10 protein-coding genes and 2 pseudogenes are annotated in these 19416 nt (G+C 59.3%); 10 read left to right on the forward strand and 2 right to left on the reverse strand.

The window, feature by feature from the left end; all coding sequences use genetic code 11:
- Window positions 1-255, forward strand: a pseudogene (locus DXX3274_RS07410) (sugar kinase); the annotation flags it as partial.
- A 407-nt stretch (window positions 256-662) separates the two neighbouring features.
- Here the strand turns inward: DXX3274_RS07410 and DXX3274_RS07415 are convergent.
- Window positions 663-2120, reverse strand: a complete 1458-nt coding sequence (locus DXX3274_RS07415; RefSeq protein WP_042859264.1) for an AMP nucleosidase — start codon at window positions 2118-2120, stop codon at window positions 663-665.
- Window positions 2121-2348: 228 nt separating this feature from the next.
- Here DXX3274_RS07415 and DXX3274_RS07420 point away from each other — a divergent pair, with 228 nt between their 5' ends.
- Window positions 2349-3053 (forward strand): DUF1266 domain-containing protein, encoded by a 705-nt coding sequence (locus DXX3274_RS07420; protein ID WP_042861935.1) that lies wholly within the window; start codon window positions 2349-2351, stop codon window positions 3051-3053.
- The gene (locus DXX3274_RS07425; RefSeq protein WP_042859265.1) at window positions 3053-5728 is read left to right on the forward strand and encodes a DUF805 domain-containing protein; all 2676 of its coding nucleotides are present in this window, start codon (window positions 3053-3055) and stop codon (window positions 5726-5728) included. Before DXX3274_RS07420 ends, DXX3274_RS07425 begins: the two co-directional genes overlap by 1 nt.
- A gap of 78 nt (window positions 5729-5806) precedes the next feature.
- On the opposite strand, the gene DXX3274_RS07430 is transcribed toward DXX3274_RS07425, so the two are convergent.
- Complete coding sequence (locus DXX3274_RS07430; RefSeq protein WP_042859266.1) at window positions 5807-7495, reverse strand: molecular chaperone HscC; 1689 nt, start codon at window positions 7493-7495, stop codon at window positions 5807-5809.
- Between the two features lie 547 nt (window positions 7496-8042).
- Between DXX3274_RS07430 and DXX3274_RS07435 the strand changes: the two genes are divergently transcribed.
- The 7 genes and pseudogenes from DXX3274_RS07435 to DXX3274_RS24530 all read left to right on the forward strand — a co-directional run.
- Entirely contained in the window at window positions 8043-8561 is a 519-nt protein-coding gene (locus DXX3274_RS07435; protein ID WP_013317120.1) for an Hcp family type VI secretion system effector, read from the forward strand.
- Window positions 8562-8725: 164 nt separating this feature from the next.
- A complete protein-coding gene (gene tssI / locus DXX3274_RS07440; RefSeq protein ID WP_042859267.1) occupies window positions 8726-10762 on the forward strand; it encodes a type VI secretion system tip protein TssI/VgrG in 2037 nt (678 codons plus the stop codon).
- Between the two features lie 9 nt (window positions 10763-10771).
- Window positions 10772-12142 carry a PAAR domain-containing protein gene (locus tag DXX3274_RS07445; RefSeq protein ID WP_042859268.1) on the forward strand — a complete coding sequence of 457 codons (1371 nt, stop codon included), beginning with the start codon at window positions 10772-10774 and terminating at the stop codon, window positions 12140-12142.
- A complete protein-coding gene (locus tag DXX3274_RS07450; protein ID WP_042859269.1) occupies window positions 12142-12909 on the forward strand; it encodes an ankyrin repeat domain-containing protein in 768 nt (255 codons plus the stop codon). The genes DXX3274_RS07445 and DXX3274_RS07450 overlap by 1 nt, the downstream gene beginning before the upstream one ends.
- A gap of 158 nt (window positions 12910-13067) precedes the next feature.
- A complete protein-coding gene (locus DXX3274_RS07455) occupies window positions 13068-14036 on the forward strand; it encodes a DUF4123 domain-containing protein (protein ID WP_042859270.1) in 969 nt (322 codons plus the stop codon).
- A complete protein-coding gene (locus DXX3274_RS07460; protein ID WP_042859271.1) occupies window positions 14033-14950 on the forward strand; it encodes a DUF4123 domain-containing protein in 918 nt (305 codons plus the stop codon). Before DXX3274_RS07455 ends, DXX3274_RS07460 begins: the two co-directional genes overlap by 4 nt.
- A 19-nt stretch (window positions 14951-14969) precedes the next feature.
- A pseudogene (locus DXX3274_RS24530) lies at window positions 14970-19416 on the forward strand (DUF6531 domain-containing protein); the annotation flags it as partial.

The raw sequence follows: 19416 nt of genomic DNA on the forward strand, positions 1-19416 counted from the left end.
TGGATCCAACGTGCGGCGGGCGAGCTGTACCGGCTGCTCTATGCCGTCACCGCGCTGCTCGACCCGCCCTGCCTCTACCTCGGCGGCACGCTGCCCGCGCCTTTCATGGCCGGATTGCAAGCCGCCGTCATGGCTCAGACGCCGGCGCCGGACGACGACGCACCGCTGACGCTACCGCCGGTGCGCCTCTCGACGCTACCGACACAAAATAGCGCCGCCTTCGGCGCAGCCGCGCTGGCGCTTAATCAATACTGAAAACAACAAAGCCGCCCGAAGGCGGCCATTGTTGACAAACCCTTAAGTGCAAGATGATGGGTTTTTCCGGCGTCAAAAACTGTGCTGAGGTGGGCGACTTCGCCGGGTGAGCGACAGGACGTCGCGAAAGCCCGTGCCGCGTCTGGAACGCGTCACGGGCGGCCCGAACAGCGAAGGCGAACGCCGAAGGCACCGCGTTAGCGGCACAGTTTAGCCCTTAGCCAGTGGTCAAGGAGAGGCGGCGTTTGAGCCTCTTCCTTGTCGTGCGTGCGATGAAGTGGCAAGGAAACTACATCGTTTATCCCGCACGAAGCTATTCACCAGGCCAACAGACATCACCGTTCACAAGACAACATGGCTGTTTGTCAACAGCCTCACGATTCCCGTTAACCGGGAGCGGTGTTATTTTACCGGAACGGTGGCTCGTTGAAGGTACGCAGTTTGCGCGAGTGCAGGTGTTCCGCTTCGGCGCGCAGCAGGTCCACCGCGCGGATGCCGATTTGCAGGTGCTCGGAAATCGCGCCTTCATAGAAGCGATTAGCCTGACCGGGCAGTTTGATCTCGCCGTGCAACGGCTTGTCCGACACGCACAGCAAGGTGCCGTAAGGCACGCGGAAACGATACCCCTGCGCTGCGATGGTGGCGCTTTCCATATCTACCGCCACCGCCCGGCTGAGGTTGAAGCGTAGCGCCGAGGCTGAATAACGCAGCTCCCAGTTACGGTCGTCGGTGGTGACCACGGTGCCGGTGCGCAGGCGCTGTTTCACCTCTTCGCCCGGCATGCCGCTCACCTGTTTGGTGGCGTCGTACAAGGCGCGCTGCACTTCGGCGATGCTGGGGATCGGGATATCCGGCGGCAATACCGAATCCAGCACGTGATCATCGCGCAGATAGGCGTGCGCCAGTACGTAATCGCCGATGGTCTGACTTTCCCGCAGGCCGCCGCAGTGGCCGATCATCAGCCAGGCGTGCGGCCGCAGCACCGCCAGATGGTCGCAGATGGTTTTGGCGTTGGACGGCCCGACGCCGATGTTCACCAGCGTAATGCCGCGCCCTTCGCGCGAGATCAGGTGGTAGGCCGGCATCTGATGGTTTTTCCACGCCAGATCCGATACCGCCTGATGCGGGTTGTCGGTGTCGGCGGTGATCACCGCGCCGCCGGCGCAGGCCAGCGCCTGATACGGGCTTTCTGGATCGGCAATCTGGTCGCAGGACCAGCGCACGAACTCATCGACGTAACGGGTGTAGTTGGTGAACAGCACAAACGGCTGGAAGTGTTCGGCGCGGGTGCCGGTGTAGTGGCGCAGGCGCGCCAGCGAGAAATCGGTACGCAGCGCGTCGAAGTGCGACAGCGGGAAATGGTCGAGCGTCTGCAACAGGCCATCGGCGGTTTCATCGCCGATCAGCGCCAGCGACGGCGTGGGGAAGTGTTGCGCCAGCGCGGCGCTCATCGAACGCTCCAGCCCCAGATTGGCGCCGTCGATCACATACGGATAAGGAATCTCCTTGTCCGAAGGTGCGACTTCGATGGTGGCTGAATAGTCGTTTTCCAGAATCGCCAGTTGTTCCGCCAGATAGTGCCGGAACAACTGAGGGCGGGTGACGGTGGTGCGGTAGCTGCCGCCGTGGGTAAGGCGGCCGTACGCGCGGGTCTTGCTGTGCTTCTGGGACTGTCCGTCCCAACTGATGCGCAGCTCCGGGTAGACAAACAGTCCGTTGGCGCGCGCGGCGGCATCCGGCGGGGTGCCGTGGGTAATAAAATCGCCGATCGCGGTGCGCAACGCCTTGACCGCGGCATCATATCGCGCTTCCAGTTGGTCCAGCGCCTCGCTGGCGGACAGGCCAGCGCCAGGTGCATAACTCATCTTTACTCCTTTTTTCCGATGCGATGGCCGACGCCATACAGTGCGTCCATTGTGGCACACCGCACATCACGGCACGATGGGATAAAAGTGAATTTGAAAAGTCAGGCTCATGGAATGCGGCGATCGTACCGATATAAGGGAAGATGTCAGGTGGTATCCGACAGTTTTTCCTTATTTTTTTGTTATGTTACGAACAGGACGAACCAATAACCTCTGGACGTTATGGTGATGGAACAGGAATATCAACACTGGCTGCTGGCGTTGTCGGCGCCGATGGTGGCGCTGAATATCGACTACGGCGCCCGCTACGATGTGGATACGTTTTACCCGCCGGGCAAGACTTTCAACCTGAAAGACAGCTGGGATATCGCTTCCCGCGACGACTTGATCGCCATGATTAATCGCATGACCGACAACGGACACGCGGAAAACCTGGAACGTGATTATCATTTGTGGCACCGGCTAAGCCCCGAACAATGGCAGGAATATTGCGCCGGCCAGCCTGAAGGCCGGCAAGGCGTGCTGACGCTGGTGACGGAAACGGCCGCACTGTGCGGCGAAGCCGGTATCCGCGCCTGGGATCTCGGTCGAATGGGTTTTCTCTGCCGGGTCGGCCAGCTCAACGGCTGGATCAACCAGACGGAAAGCCAGTGGCTTCACTCTCGTCTGGCGGCGCGGGCCAACTATTACTATCGCAGCTGGCAACAGTATTACGCCGCGTTTTTTGTCGGTCGTACCTACTGGTTGGCTTTGGATGCGGCATCGCCGGAGATTCAGCGGTATGAATGGGGCTACCTCTGCCGACGCCCTTCCTACGTCGCCCAGTTCAACGCGCTCTATTGTCACGCCGACAGCCCGATAAAACATCTGCGGTGGGACGTGGCGCATCCGGACATGGAGAAACCCGCATCGTTACAGGGAGCAGAGGTGTAATGGATAATCTGTGCTGGCAACTGCTGGGCATTGAACCCACGCAGGATATGGACGCCATTCGTCAGGCTTACCGGCAAACGCTGCCGCAATTCCACCCCGAAACCGACCCGGAAGGGTTTAAGCGCCTGCGGCAGGCTTATGACGCCGCTTGCCGGCTGGCGCAGCATACCGGTGAGCCGGAAGAACACGAGCAGGCCCCGGCTGAAGCCGACGCGCCGGCCGACGACCGATTTGAGTTTGACGCTGAGACCGAGCCGCTGCGCGCGGCGTTTGAGCAACTGCTGTCAGACCCTGCCGCCCGCGTGCAACCCATCGGCTGGGAGCGTTTTATTCACACGATGGATCAGTTCGGGATGACGGTGGTTGAGCAGGCCCGCTGGCTGCTGTTAAAACGGCTGTATCGGGAACCCTGTCTGTCGGCCTCCTGCGCCGGGCTGCTGGCCGAGAGGCTGCGCTGGCGCCAGCGGCTGGACGAGTTGCCGCAGGAACTCGCCGGCGAGATGGACGAGTATCTGGATTTTCTGGCGCGGGGCGACTGGTTCGATTTCTCATCGCTGGCCGGGCTCAACCTGCCGGCGCAGCTGGAAACGATCTTTTTCCTGCAGCAGTGTCGGGAGCTGTTCTGGAACCGGCCCGGTTTCATGTTGAAGACGTTGTTGAGCGATTCGGCCGTGATTGTCTGGCCGGACTGCCCGGCGCTGATGCATCAACTGGCTCGCTGGTATAGCCTGGCCGAATTGCCTCAGCCGTTATTGCGTGATTACTGTCTGGAGCAACTTGCCGCTCACCCGCAGGATAGCGAGTGGCTGCGGTTGAGCGCACACCACTGCGCGCTGGCCGGCGATGAGCAGCAGGCGTTCGAACTGTGGCGCCGGTTGTATCTGCTTAACCGGCACGGGCAGGCCGAGCAATGGCTGATCGACTGGTGCGCGCGGCGCCAGCCGGAGTGGCTACCGTTACTGATCCAGTCGTTCAATAGCGCCGTGGCGCCTTCGCTGGACGGCGTGAGTCTTGAGGATTCGCTGCAGCGTTTTTTCCAGCCGGAACAAACGGTGCAGATGATGGCCCGCTGGGGGGATGCCGCGCAACTGCCGTTGTCTTCGCGTGCAGCCGACTATGTGCAATGGAAGCTGGGCGCATGGAAGCCGCAAATCATGTACGCGCATCTGGTGCGGAACCACTGCGACACGTTGCAGGATCAATGCTACTGGCATGCCTGTATGCTCACGTTCGGCAACGAGCGACTGCTGCGGGATATGCTGGATCAACCGATACCGGAGGAGCCGTTGCCGGCGCTGGTCATGTCCGGACTACGGGCGCAGGCGGAACAGCGCCTGCAGTGGCTGGCGACCTCTTCGGTGATCCAGGCGTTCACCGCGTGGCTGGCGGCGCCGTCGGACGCCACGCTGCCGGCTGAGTTCGACGATACCGATTCGGTGGTCTGGAATCAGGTCTATTCGTGGCTGATGCAATGGCGGCGCTTACCGTCGGGCCAATTGCGCAAACTGACCGAACATGCCGAATGCAACCGGATGCTGGAGCCGGTCAAAGACTGGCTGGCGTTTTTGGCTTCGGTATGGGATATCGTCCTGCCTGAACAGGAGCGCGTCAGCGCGCGTGACGAATTCCGCCACGCCATGCTGCTGACGCTGATGGTGGCCTACCCGCGCGAGAATTTGTCATGGCTGCGCCGCCTTGAGGTTCCCTCGCTGCCGGAATCGCACCCGGCGTATGCGTTGTATCGGTTGTACCGCCAGTTGGATGCGGTTGAACCGGATGACGCCATGCGTCAGCTATCGACATGGCTGGTGCTGTCCGACGGGCTTCACTATAACTGCTGGATGCGTTTGCCGGTGTCGGTGGAGGGCTACCTGCGTCAGGATGGGCACAGTTATATCGCCGCCGCCAGTCAATTCTATAGCTCTGAGTCCGGCTGGCGCGAAACCGTGGCGCAGGCGCCGCTGATCTACCAGATTCTCTTTCATGCCATTTACTGCTATCTGGGTAGCGACCGTCAGTCGGAGAAACACCGGGAGTGGTTGCAGCAGTTGGAAGGAACAACGCCGGAGCTGGAGCAAATTGCCAACGCGGTGCTGGAACGTCAGTCTGACGAACTGTATCAGGCGCTCAAGCCGCTGGATGACGATAAACGCATCGGATTGATCGGCCGGATGATCGACAAGTTCCATCAGAATGAAGCCTATTTGCCGGATAACGACGAACAGGCGTTGCTGGATGATTGTCCACGTCACGCTCATGACGATGTGACGCTACGGCTGGTGGCGAAAATACTGCAGCAATACGCCGACGAGCGAGAGTCGCACTTTAAACACAACGGCGCGACGCGCGGCCGGTTCTGGCAGTTCTGGCGAATGAGCGATCGCATCGATCGCGCCGGTTTTTTTGCGCAAAACTGGATCGGCGCGCTGCTGCTCTATACCGGAGGCAACATGCTGCTTGAGCATTCGCCGCATAAAAACCTGGTGATTATCGCTCTGTTGCTGCTCAATCTGTTCAGCGCCGCCCGACGCCGTTTCAACGACATGGGCAGCAGCAGCCCATCGCTTTCGGCGTTCTGCGTGGTGTTGTTGCCGATTTTCGTCTTTTTACCGCTATGCCTTAACGGCAGCAAACGATGGAACCGGTTCGGCCCGCCTAAAATAACGTCGGAGTAACGGGGTGGTAGCAGCAGAATAAAGGGGCTTCAGGCCCCTTTATCGTTGTTTATCGAACGGATTTATCGAACGAATTGTCTATCTATCCCACTCGTCCAGCGCGCGTTCCAGACGAACGCGGGTTTCCTGAATGCGGGGCGTATGCTGGGCGGCCAGCGCCTGCTCGAACTCCCGCAGCCAGATGCCGATTTGCGCTCGCTCGTCAGCCCGCGTCTGCGCCCAGGCTTTCTCCAGCCGGGCGAGCAGATTACGGTTGACCAGATTATCGCGCGGGTGAATTTTCAGGGCTTTCAGCCGTTGCTGGCTCTGCTCGCGTTGCGCCGCGCTTAGCCCCACCGGGCTGCGATCGATCATTTTGGTAAAGGTGTCGCCGCTGTCGGGCAGGTTGATATCCACTTCCAGCAACCCGTTGATGTCGTAACTGAAGCGGACTTCGATGGACTGCGGGTAGTCTTTGGGCTGGATGGTCATGTCGAACTCATCAATCAGAATATTGTTCTCCACATACGGGCTTTCTCCCTGATAGATGGCGATGCTGATCGCCGTCTGGTCGGGCCGTGACGTAGAAAACGTCTCAACCCGCGAGGTCGGCACCACCGTGTTGCGCTCCAGAATCGGCGAAAACAGTCCGCTCTGGTGATCGTTGGCGGTACGGATGCCCAGCGTATACGGGCAGACATCGGTGAGAATCACCTCTTCGATATCTTCATTACGCAGCCGACAGGCCGCCTGCGCCGCGGCGCCTTGCGCTACCACCGTGCTGGCGTCCAGATGCTGATAGGGCAGTTTGCCAAACAGCCGCACCACCAGCTTCTGAATCACCGGCATACGCGACGCGCCCCCGACCAGCACGATGTGATCCAGTTGCTCCGGTTTCAGCCGGGCGTCGTGCAGCGCCTGCTCAATCGGCGCGCGTAAGCGGTTTAACAGCGGTAGCCAGATGGCTTCCGCGGCGGCGTCATCCAGTTCCAGACGCCATTCCCGCTCCTGCCAGCGCCAGCACAGGGTTTGGGTCTGTTCGGCCGCCCGCTGGCACTTCCACTGTTCGGCCAGGTTATACAGCTGCGCCAGCTCAGTGGCGGGAATCTGGCTCTCTTCCAGTTGCCATGTCTTCAGCGCGGCTTTGACGATCAACTGCGTGAAATCTTCGCCGCCCAGATAGTTATCGCCGGCGGAACTGTGCACTTCGATCAATGGAAAGGCATATTCCAGCACCGTAACGTCGAAGGTGCCGCCGCCCAGATCAAACACCAGCGTGCGCCCCAGATTCTGCGTGTGCAGCCCATAGGCCATCGATGCCGCGGTGGGTTCATTGATCAGCCGGACGGCGTTCAACTCCGCCAGTTCGGCGGCGAACCGCGTTTGCTTGCGTTGCTCGTCGCTGAAATAGGCGGGAACGGAAATCACCACGTCTTTGATCGGGTGGCCGAGATAACTTTCGGCGTCGGCCTTGAGCGATTTCAACACCAGCGCCGATAATTCCGCGCAGTCAAACGCGTGATCGCCCAGTCGGAAGGTTTTTTTGCTGCCCATATGGCGTTTGAATAATGCGGCGGACAGGTGAGGGTGGGTCGTCAGGCGGGAGACGGCCGGTCGGCCGACCAGTATGGCGCCGTCCTCATCAAGGCTGACGACCGAAGGCGTCAGGTATTCATTGAGCGCATTGGGAATCAGGTGCGCTTTGCCCTCCTGCCAAACACCGATCAGGCTATTGGTGGTGCCGAGATCGATACCGATAGCCGGGGCAGTGTTTTGCTGGTGAATCATGTCAATGTCCTCACATATTCCATTAATGAGCGTGAAAAGGATGGCTGCCAGCCACTATATACCCGTCATACTTCAAGTTGCAGGTGCGTTGGCTGCCCTCGCTCACCCCAGTCACTTACTTATGTAAGCTCCTGGGGATTCGCTCAGTTGCCGCCTTCCTGCAACTCGAATTATTTTGGGTATAGCCAAATTGTTTGCGGATTGAATAGCTTACCGTGTGGCTCGGTATCGGCAGTGACGGCGCTAGAATTAAGAAATATTTTTGTGACTCAAGTCACGAAATTGAACCGGTATCTGTTCAAAAAGTAACGTGTTGAAGAATAAAGGCGAAATCTGCGCAACTTTTTGCTCAACTATCAGCATAAATCCCTGTTTGCGCAATGTTTGCAAACGATTCGGGAAGTCTGCGCAATTTTTTGCTCAAATTTGACTTAGGGAAAACGGTGGTGCGGCTTTTCCCTTTTAAAACAATGAAGTAAAAGTTGGCATAGTCATTGCTCTACGAACGGTGAAGTCAAACACATGTTCAACAACAAGGAGCAAGACTATGCCAACTCCATGCTATATCAGCATCGAAGGTAAAACTCAGGGCAATATCACTGCCGGTGCCTTCACTTCCGACTCCGTCGGCAACATCTACGTGCAGGGCCACGAAGACGAGATGCTGGTACAGGAATTCAAACACATCGTTACCGTGCCGACCGACCCGCAGTCCGGCCAGCCTTCAGGCCAGCGTGTGCACAAACCGTTCAAATTCACCGTGGCCCTGAACAAGGCCGTGCCGCTGCTGTATAACGCGCTGGCTTCCGGTGAAATGCTGCCGACCGTGACCCTGAAGTGGTACCGCACTTCCGTGGAAGGCAAGCAGGAGCATTTCTTCACCACCACCCTGACCGACGCCACCATTGTCGACATCAACAACCAGATGCCGCACTGCCAGGACCCGTCCAAACAGGATTACACCCAGCTGATCGAAGTGTCGCTGGCCTACCGCAAGGTGGACTGGGAGCACACCGTTGCCGGTACTTCCGGTTCTGACGACTGGCGCGCGCCGATCGAAGCGTAATGCTGCCTTAACCCGGGCTTCGGTCCGGGTTTTTTCGTTTTTGTCTGTGCTGAGCGGTGGGGCGCCCATCGCTGAGTGCAGTTGTATTGATCATGATTTTGCGCTGACGCACGGCATCCGCCGGGTGTGCGGTAGCTATGGAGCCGGGAAAAGGAGGAAGCGGGGTGGCCAACAGTACAGGATTGCAGTTTACCGTGAAAATCGGCGCATTGGCGGAAACCACCTTCGCGGTGGTGGATTTCGAACTGAGCGAGGCGCTGAACCAGCCGTTCGCGCTGTCGTTGAGCCTTGCCAGCAGCCAGGCGGATATTGATTTTGGCGCGGTGCTGGACCAGCCGTGCGAGCTGATGGTGTGGTACGAAGGCGAGCTGCAACGGCGGGTCAGCGGCATCGTCAGTCGCTTTGCCCAGGGCGACACCGGTTTTCGCCGCACTCGTTATCAGGCGGAAGTGCGCCCGGCGTTGTGGCGGCTGGGGCTGCGCACCAACGCCCGCATCTTCCAGACCAAAAAGCCGGACGAGATCATCACGCAATTATTGCAGGAAGCCGGTATCAGCGATTTTGCTTTTTCGCTACGCCACGAGCACGCGGTGCGCGAGTACTGCGTGCAGTACCGCGAAAGCGATCTGGCGTTCATCAACCGGCTGGCGGCGGAAGAGGGGATGTTCTACTTCCATGAGTTCGAAGCCGGCAAGCACCGGGTGGTGTTTGCCGACGACGCCGGCGCGCTGACCAAAGGCCCGGAGCTGTTCTTCAATCTCGCCACCCAAGGCTTGTCGGAAGGCGCGTATGTCCGCCGTTTCCGTTACGCCGAAGCGGTAAGCACCGCCGAGGTGGAACTGAAGGATTACTGCTTTAAAACCCCGGCGTATGGGTTGTCCCACAAGAAAACCAGTAACGAGCTGGATCATCAGCGCGAGTCCTACCAGCACTTCGACTACCCCGGCCGCTTCAAGCAGGACCCGAGCGGCAAGGCGTTTACCGGCTACCGGCTGGACGCGCTGCGTGCGGATGCGATAACCGGCGTGGGTGAATCCAACGCCGCCGAATTGCGGCCGGGCAGTACCTTTACTCTCACCGAGCACCCGAACCCGGCGTTCAATCTCGCCTGGCAGGTGGTGGCGGTGACCCACAGCGGGCAGCAGCCGCAGGCGCTGGAAGAAGAGAGCGGCGGCGAGCCGACCACGCTCAGCAACAGTTTCGAGGTGGTGAAGGGCGCGACCACCTGGCGGGCGGCGTTGCCGTACAAGCCGATGGTGGATGGTCCGCAGATTGCCACCGTCGTCGGTCCGGCGGGGGAAGAGATTTACTGCGACCAGTTCGGTCGGGTGAAACTGCAATTCCCGTGGGACCGCTACGGCGCCAGCGACGACCAAAGCTCGTGCTGGGTGCGGGTCAGTCAGGGCTGGGCCGGCGGCCAGTACGGGCTGATCGCCATTCCGCGCATCGGCCATGAAGTGGTGGTGAGTTTTCTGGAGGGTGACCCGGACCAGCCGCTGATCACCGGTCGGACGTTTCATGCCACCAACCCCACGCCGTATGTGCTGCCGGAGCACAAAACACGCACCACGCTGCGTACCGATACCCATAAAGGCAGCGGCTTCAACGAACTTCGTTTCGAAGATGAGGCCACCCGGGAGCAGATTTACCTGCATGCTCAGAAAGACATGGATGCGGTGATCAACAACATTCATCGCCAGAGCGTCGGGCTGGATCAGCATCTGAGCGTGGCGAAGGACCAGTTCCAGCGGGTGGACAGGCATAGCCATCGCACCATCGGACAGGATGATTTTGAACAGATTGGGCAGGACCATCATCAGTCGATTGGCCGTCATCTGATACAGAGCATCACCCAGTCATTCAAACGCTTTATCGGCGGCGGCGAGATCACCCGTATTGAAGGCAGCCGCCAGACGACGCTGTCCGGTTCAGAAGAGACATTGATTGGCGCGCATCAGCGCGTGCTGGTCAATACCGACAGCTACCTCAAAGCGGCGGATATCGTGCTGGAAGCCGGACAGTCGCTGACCATCAAGGCGCCGGGCGGGTTTATCAAAATCGATGGTGCAGGCGTCACCATCTCCGGCACGTTGGTGAAAATTAACGATGGCGGTTCGGCAGGGGCGGGCACGGCACCGGTGTCCATCGAGCCGGAGGCACCCACCAGACCGACGTTGCCGGATGCCCCGGATCGGCGTTAAGGAGCCACCATGCCAGGAGCTGCGCGTTTAGGGGACAGCTGTGCCGGTCACGGCTGCTTTCCCGCCACCCCGGTGATTGCGGGGAGTGGCGATGTGATTATCAATGGCAAACCGGCGGCGCGTAAGGGCGATGCGGTATTGCTGCATGCCTGTCCGTGCCCGAATATGCCGCACGGGGTTCACAACCGGGCGATTTCCGCCGGTTCAGGCACCGTTATTATTAACGGCAAGCTGGCCGCCCGTATCGGCGATGCCATCGGCTGCGGCGGGTCGGTGGCGGCCGGCAGCGGAGATGTGATTATTGGCGATTCGCCTTACCAGTCGCCGGTCAAATCCTGTGCGGAGCAATCGGCGAAAAGCCGCGCGCCGCTGCTGGCGCTGACGCCGATGCTGCTGCCCGCCATGATGGAATGGGCCGCGACCGCCGAGCTGCCGGTGCTGGATGAGGCGCTGACGATATTGCAGCGTAAGGATCGCTACCTGGCGCGCGCGAAGCTGGCGCAGCAGGCGACGACCATGCCGGACCTGAAAGACGCCGCCACCCGACTGGCGTTTAACAACGACAGTATCCTGCGCGCGGAGGCGGCGCAGTATGTTTATCCGGTGGATGAGGTAGCACGTAAGGCCAGAACGATATTGCCTAAGCCACCGGTTGGGTTGGTTCATTTAACGGCCAAGGAGATTCCAGAACTGGCCGGTGCCAAATTTATGGATCCGGATTCTGGTTTTGGGGCCGCGCTGTTTAAATCTGATATTAATGGTGAGACGATGCTTACCTTCAGAGGAACAAATAATGCGGTAACCGGTGCTAAAGATTGGATGACGAATCTTTCTCAGGGAATGGGAAAAGAGTCTGCGCAATATAGCCAAGCTATGGATCTGGCAAAAATAGTGAAACGTTCAATATCTCCAGCCCCATCGATTGTAGGTCATTCATTAGGGGGGGGCCTGGCTTCTTCAGCGGTTGGCGTTACAGGGTTAAACGGATACACCTTCAATGCGGCTGGATTGCATGAAAATACAGTAACACGCGTAGGTGGTTTGGGAGTGGACAGAATCGGTTCACTGATTAAAACCCAAGCAGTAGATGGCGAGATCCTGACTATGGCACAGACCTATGGCAAAGCCGCATTACCTGGATTGTTATCTGGTGCAGGGGCATTGGTTGGCGGTGGTGTCGGTGCCGCTATTGGGGGGATCGCTGGGGTGGCAACGTTATTGAGCGGCGCGTTACCAAAAGCTGCTGGCGATATGATGTCACTTCCAGCGTCGGGGGGATCGCCGTTGGCTCGTCATGGTATGGATCAAGTTATCGCAGGTATTGAGAGTCAGAAAAAGGATGATATTGGCAGTATTACTAAGGCACTCAAGGGGGCATGATGCAATGGCTCAAATGGCTGGGAATATTGATTGTTGGAATGTTAACCGCCTGTCAAGCCGGAGGGAGCAGTATGCAGGCCAGTGAATTTTTCAAACCACCGATGGTCAATTTATTATCCAGTATCCAAAAAGGTGATGAAGCTGCGGCCCGGCAACAGTTGGCGCAGGGACAAAACCTGAACGAGCTGGGTAAGGAAGGGATTACGCCGCTGCTGTGGTTAGTAATGCAGCAGGATCAGGCCGGAGCCAGACTGGCGTTAAAGCTGGGGGCGGATCCTAATTTTCGGACCGGTACAGGTTCATCTGCCGTCAATATGGTGGCTGGTGCAAAATCACCTGAATGGCTGAAAATGATGCTAGATGCCGGTGGCGATCCGAATTCATTAGATCAAAATAAAGTTCCAGCCTTATTTGGGGCAATAGCTGAAGAACGTTGGGCGGATATTAAGCTCTTGGTAGAGCGTGGTGCAGACGTGAATCTAAACGATGGGCTAGGTCGCAATGGTGCACATTATGCAGCCTATCTAAACAAATATGATGTGACCTACTGGCTGATAGAGAAGGGAGCGGATATTCATCCTTATGATAGGACTGGAAGTAATTTGGCATGGACTGTGGAAGATAGTTTGTCGCTGATGGATCATCGTTCACCATATTATCCGTGGGCGCTGAAAGTGAAGCAGTTGCTGCAACAGCGTGGAGTGAAATTCCCCCCGTTATCTCCCGCAGAAGTTCGGGAACGCCGCGCAAAAGGTGAATTACTTTAAAACAGCACCGCTGGTCAGTCCGTTGGTATTTCACTAGCAATACATTATTTTTGTTCGCCATCGTGGTGGGATTTATTTCCTCTGACGAGTTTTGTCGCTGTTCTCATTCCGGTTTTCTCCTTATTTAACTATCGATTAATTATCCCAGTGAAAAAATCATGACGATAACGGGCTATACCCTGTTTGAACTCAGTCAGCGTTTCTCGCTGCCGCTGTATGCCATTGTCGATCCGATGCAGTATCCGGCATTGCCGGATTTCTGGCGCGCGTTTCAGCCGCGAGCGGCGCAGATGTGGCAACCCTTACGCTTTGAGGGCGCTGGCGATGACTGGCAGCGCTGGGCGCCGATGGTGGTGCAGGTAGACGAAGGCGGGCCGGGGGAAACGCTGCTGCACTGGCTGGCGGATACGCAGCCTGCGCGCCATCAGGGCGTGATGTTGATGCATAGCGAGCAGTCACTGACACCAGTGGCTGATTTCTGGCGGCAACGTCTGCGCTGCCGCTATCCGGACGGTACGCTGGCGCTGTTGCGCAGCTATGTACCGGCTGTACTGCGGCTGTGGTGGCAAACGCTAAACGACGATCAGCAGACGGCGTTTATGGGGCTTTTGACCGGTTTGTACCTGCCGCTGGCGGAGGATGACCCCGCTGCCCCTTGCCGCTATCAGGTGCTGGCGGACCATCAGGGGAGGCAGCCAGTGCGTCAATCCACCGATGACGATTATCTGATTACACTGAACCGCGACCAGTTTTATCGGTTATCCAACGACAATCGTCTGCACCGGCTGGCGAATGAGCTGTTTCTTTATGCCGGCACATTGTACTGGATGCAGTTGGATATCGAGGTGGTGAAAAGCCGCTTTCTCAGCGGCGTTACGCTGGCCCGCATCCGGTATCCGCTTGCCTCGGAAACGGAGTGCGAAGCCTGGTCGGCCCACCGCTGGATCATCGGCAGCGAGTTTTATCATCATCCCGTTTTTATTCATTTGACCGAGCGTTATTCGCTGGGCGACAGCATTCGGATTTTTAAATCCGAATCCGCCCGAGTGGAAGACGTTCGCCTTCATTATCACCGGCCCGGCTGGATGCGGGGCGAATTACCGGATACGACGGAGGTTATGCCGTGACGCTGTCTCAATCTTTTCTGAGTCTGCAACCGGAAACGGAAGCGGCCTGGCAGGCGCGACTGGCCGCAGGCGGGTGCTTCGTGGTCGCCGAAGCGGCGCTGAACGATGCGGTCCCCTGGCTGGCGGAGCGCTGGGGCGGTAGCCTGGAGCAAACCCGTCTGTACTGGGGAGAAACCGGGCAGGTTCATGCTTCCGTATCGCCTTATTGTATTCCCGTCCACCCGACCAACTGGCCGCAGGTGCGCGAGCATCTGTTAACGCAGTCGGGCTGGGGAGTCGGAATACAGCTCGATTGGTTTATGCAGGCCTACTCGCCGCTTGACCAACTGCTGGAGCTGGTGAAACACCTGCGGCAGTGGAGTCTGGTCGCCACCCGGGAGGGCGACAGCGCTATTCTGCGCATCAGCGATTGGGAGGTGCTTACGCCGCTGCTGGCGGCGAGTTCGGCGCAGGAGGCTACCGCGCTCTGCGGCCCGATCGCCACGTTCTGCGACATTGCGCCTGACGGCGCCGTGCAGAGCCTGACGCTGACCGAACGAACCGCGCACAACCTGCCTGATACCTTGCCGCGCCCGCTCAGCGAGGCGCAGTGGCAGGCACTGCTGGCGCCGGCTACGCGTCAGGCGCTGGAAAGCTACATGGCGCACCTCAAAACCCATCACCAGCGCTGGCAGGCGAGCGATGACGACGCCTTGCTGAATTTCACCCGCCAACAAACCGAACAGGCTCGTATCCAGGGGTTTAATAACGATCGGGATATCGTGCGCTATCTGGCGCTGGCCACCGAGCTGGAGCCGGCCTTTATTTATCAGCCGTGGGCGCAGGAGATTCTGGCGCAGCCGGAGTATATCGGCGCGCAAAACCGTATGGACCGCCTGTATAAGACGGCGATTGACCAACTGGACGACGCATAACTAAAAGGGATGACTTGTCATGAGTCAGGATAAAAAGGCGACGCTGTTGTCGAGTGAAGACGCAGCCAATCAGAATTTTGCCACGGATAACCAAATTTCGGGCGGTTGCGCCAAATGCGGCTGTGAAGTGCTTATTTATTACCACTATGACTCCGGGAAACCGGTGCCCAACGCGCCGTTCGTACTGGTTGATAGTAATAAGACGGAGATTCACGGCAAAACCGACGCCAAAGGGTTGTGCAAAATTTACGACATGGGATGCGGCACGTTTGAGCTGATGCTGGATGAAGGCTCCGACGATTTCAAACCCCGTGAAACCGTGGAAAACAACCCGGTATTACAGGCGAACCCGGCTTATGCAACGTTGGCGGGGGAATATTTCACGCTGTTTTTGTTGCTGCGCAAGCAAGGTCTGGTGACCTACGACGCGGATGACAGCAGCGATCGTCATGTGGATGTCGATGGCGCGGGGCTTTTTACCTCAATTCCCAAGGAGTACCGCAAATCCTATGACCGTTTCTGGGAACTGGATAAACGCGTCAATCGCGGCAGCCGCCAGCTAAAGCAGGCGATTAACAAAATCCATCATAGCCTGGCGGCGGAAGTGGCGGACAAAGGCGGGGATGACAACGCCGCGCTGATGCTGTTTTGTGAAATCGCGCTGGGTTTCATTCCGGTGGTCGGGCAGGCGATGGATGTGTATTCGATCGGCGAGTGGAGCTGGCAGTCTTACAAAGAGCCGGCCAAGCTCGAAGATCCGCTGCATATCGCCGAAGGCGCGCTCTGTGCGATTGGCGTCATTCCCGGATTGGGGGATGCGCTCAAGGTCAGCGGACGGGCGATTATCCGCGCGCTCAAGGTCGGGACGCCGAAAGAGCTGCAGTTCGCCATCAGAACTATCCGCAGCTTATCGGACGGCAATCTGGTGAAAGGGCTGACCAAACTGCGCGCCGAGCTGAGGAACTACGGCGCGCAGGCCAAGGCCTTGTTGTTGAAGATTCACGCGGCGCTTAAACAGGTGCTGGCCGAGTCAAAGCTTAAAAACAACTGGATTGTGTCGCTGATGAAAGACAGCTTCAGCGCCATGATCACCGCACTGGAAAAGCTGATTGCCAAATATGACAGCGCGCTGGCCTACATCGAGTCCAAATTCAATGAGTTTATCGGCAAGGTGGTCACCCGCGTGAGCGGCAGCGCCAGGCCGAAGGGGAGCATTGCTAAGGCCGCCGAAGCGCCGAAAGCGCCGGCGCATGCTGAAAGTCAGGCGGCCAAACCGGTTGCCAGCTACTACCGAGGCGGGGGAATGGAACCAAAGCCGATACCGGAAAGCCGAAAAATGCGGTGAGTGAAAAGAAGCGACGCGCACCGGTTACGAAAGAATCCGAGGACGTTATCGCCGGGAGCCGATAAGGGCGAACAGCCGGATAATGCGGTGAGTGAAAAGAAACGACGCGCACCGTCGAAAGAAACCGAGGACATTAGCGCCGGGAGCAATAAGGGCGAACAACCGGATAGTACCCCACAGCAGAAAAAAGCCGGGGAAGACGACAAGGCGTGTAAAGCAGGCAGCGAGAAGTGTCAGAGCGAGGGCGAACCGGTGGATATGGCGACCGGTTACGTGGTGGACTGGCGCACCGACTTTACGTTGACGAGCCTGCTGCCGTTATCCATGAAACGGTATTACCGTTCAGGCGGGGAGCGCAAGCCGGGGCTGTTAGGGGCGCTGTGGCGCACCAACTGGGATATGAGCCTGGCGCTGGAAAACGGGATCGCCACGCTGACCGACGGCGAGTTCAATCAGGCGGTGTTTGTGCTGCCTGACGAGGGCGCGTTCAGCCGTGCGGCGTCGAATCCGGCGTGGCGGCTGACCCGTCAGCAGGGCCAACTGGTGCTGCAAAACGTGGACGGCCTGCGTTATCGCTTTGAGCATGCCCTGGGGCTGCAACTTTGCCTTAGCGCGATTGAAGATCAGGCGGGTAACCGCATCGCGCTGTTGTGGGATCGCGCCGATTTGTGCTGGATAGCCCTGCCGGACGGGCGTCTGGTGCATGTGGAGACGCAGCGGCGGCGGATAGTCAAACTGACCCTGTGCGATGAGCACCGCCAGACGTTAAAAACGCTGGCCAGCTACCGCTACGACGCGCAAGGTCATCTGCTCAGCGTGCGCGCTGGCGAAGGGCGTAATTTTGATTACCGCTACTCGCCGGAAGGCTGGCTGCTGCGCTGGTCCGATCTGGCCCATACCTGGGTCGAGCACGATTACGATGAACAGGGCCGCGCGTTGCGCGACAGAACGGCGGAAGGTTTCTGGCCCGGCTCGTTCAGCTACGACACGGATAACCTCACCAACCACTATCACAGCGGGTTCGGCGGGGTGACCACCTATGTGCGCGATGCGCGCAATAATATTCTGCTGCGCCGCGAGCCGGACGGCGGCGAGGTTCACTTCGAGTGGGACAACAACCAACTGGCGGCGCAGACTGACCCGCTGGGCCAGCGCACCGAATATCAGCGTAACGACTGGGGGCTGGTGACGGCGGTGACGCTGCCGGACGGGAGCCTACACCGTTACGATTACGACGATGACGGTCAACTGCTGGCTTATACCGACCCGTTGGGCAACGCCTGGCATTATTCCCGTAACGCCAAGGGGCTGGTGGAAACGGCCAGCGACCCGGAGGGGCGGACCTGGCATCATGCTTACACGGCGCAGGGGCTGTTGTCTGCGGTAACCGGGCCGGATGGTCGCGAGCAGCATTATTATTATAACCGGCGTGGATTACTGGAACGGCTGGAGCCAGGCGAGGCGCCGGCGGTCACCTTTTTCTACGATGCGCAGGACCGGCTGACGGAGCGACACATCGCGCATGAGCAAGGCGTGCAGGTGCGGCGCTGGGACTATGAAGGCGGGCGCGACACGCCGTCGAAAGTGGTGTACGAAGACGGCAGCGAAACCCGCTTTGGCTATGATACGGAAGGCAATCTGACCTCGGTGACGGATGCGCTGGGGCAGCGTTACCTGTTCCGCTATGGGGCGTTTGATAACCTGCTGGAAGCGACCGACCCGCTGGGCGCGACCGTCCGCTATCATTACAATGCGGAATCGGAATTCGCCGGGGTGACCAACAGCCAGGGGCAGGCGTGGCGCTATCAGTTTGACGCCAGTGGTCGGCTGAGCGAAGAACGGCATTATGACGGCCGGGTGTACCGTTACGGTTATGATGTGGCGGGCCGACTGACAGGGCGCGCCGCGCCGGATGGCAGCCATCTTGAATATGGGTATGACGCCGGCGACCGGTTGAGCGAGATTCAGGCCTACCGTGCAGACGGGGCCAGCGAGGGCACGACGACCTTTGCCTACGACCTGTCGGGCCGGCTGCTGAAGGCGGCGAGCCCGGACGCGGTAGTGGAGTATGCCTATAACCGTGCCGGTCAGGTGGTGTCGGAGCGGGTAAACGGCGAAGAGGTCCGCAGCGGCTACGACGACAGCGGGCAGCGGTCGGTGGTGGAAGGGCTGCTGTCGTCGCTGAATCTGGGCTGGCAGGGCGGGCGTCTGACGACGCTGAGCATCGGCGCGCATCAGCCGCTGACGTTCAGCCACACGGCGTCGGGGTATGAACAGCGGCGCAGCAACGGCGAAGGCTTTGCGCTGCGCCACGAGTGGAGCGCCACCGGGCTGCTGGCGGTTCAGGCGCTGGACGGGGTGAATGGGGTACTGGAGCGGCGCTACCAGTACGACGAGCTGGACCGGCTGACGGGCATCCGCGACAGCCACTGGGGCGAGCAGGCGTTCCGGCTTAATGGCGCGGGTCAGGTGACGGCGGAGCGGCGCGAGCAGGGGCGGCAGAAACAGGCACGGTTGTTTGGCTACGACAGCGAGCAGAACCTGTGCGAGGTGTCGGCGATAGCGCCGGACGGAGCCGGACGGCTGTCGGCAAAAAATGCGTCGGTGCAGTCGTCGGCGGGTTACGATGCGGCGGGCCGGGTGACGCAGCGCGGCGGTCATCAGTATCAGTACGATGCGTGGGTCGTCTGGCGGTCAGACGGGAAAGCCGTCCCGGTTTCCGGGCGCAGGAAACACGCTTTGAGTGGGACGCGCAGGACCGTCTGGTACGGGTGAGTTTGCCGGACGGGGCGCGATGGCGGTATCGTTACGACGCGTTCGGTCGACGGGTAAGCAAGGTGCGCGAGGGCCAGGTGCCGTCGGCGCAGGCGGTAGCGCAGGTGGCGTACCGGTGGGACGGCGACCAACTGTCTGGGCAGACGCAGTACCGGGTGGACGGCAGCGTGGCGCGTGCGGTGCAGTGGGTGTACGAGCCGGGGAGTTTCCGGCCGCTGGCGCAGGTGGAGGAGCAGGAGGGGGAAACCCGGCTGCACTATATCGTGACGGACCTGACGGGGACGGCGCGTGAGCTGTGCAGCGAAACGGGCGACGTGCACTGGCGTGGCGAGCAGGGGCTGTGGGG

It is taken from the genome of Dickeya sp. NCPPB 3274, assembly GCF_000406205.1.
GTDB classification, from domain to species: Bacteria; Pseudomonadota; Gammaproteobacteria; order Enterobacterales; family Enterobacteriaceae; genus Dickeya; species Dickeya fangzhongdai.

Coding starts and splice junctions, on each gene's coding strand:
- DXX3274_RS07430 (WP_042859266.1), bottom strand. CDS start 7,495: ATGATTCACCAGCAAAACACTGCCCCGGCTATCGGTATCGATCTCGGC.
- DXX3274_RS07415 (WP_042859264.1), bottom strand. CDS start 2,120: ATGAGTTATGCACCTGGCGCTGGCCTGTCCGCCAGCGAGGCGCTGGAC.
- DXX3274_RS07445 (WP_042859268.1), top strand. CDS start 10,772: ATGCCAGGAGCTGCGCGTTTAGGGGACAGCTGTGCCGGTCACGGCTGC.
- DXX3274_RS07435 (WP_013317120.1), top strand. CDS start 8,043: ATGCCAACTCCATGCTATATCAGCATCGAAGGTAAAACTCAGGGCAAT.
- DXX3274_RS07455 (WP_042859270.1), top strand. CDS start 13,068: ATGACGATAACGGGCTATACCCTGTTTGAACTCAGTCAGCGTTTCTCG.
- DXX3274_RS07420 (WP_042861935.1), top strand. CDS start 2,349: ATGGAACAGGAATATCAACACTGGCTGCTGGCGTTGTCGGCGCCGATG.
- DXX3274_RS07450 (WP_042859269.1), top strand. CDS start 12,142: ATGCAATGGCTCAAATGGCTGGGAATATTGATTGTTGGAATGTTAACC.
- DXX3274_RS07425 (WP_042859265.1), top strand. CDS start 3,053: ATGGATAATCTGTGCTGGCAACTGCTGGGCATTGAACCCACGCAGGAT.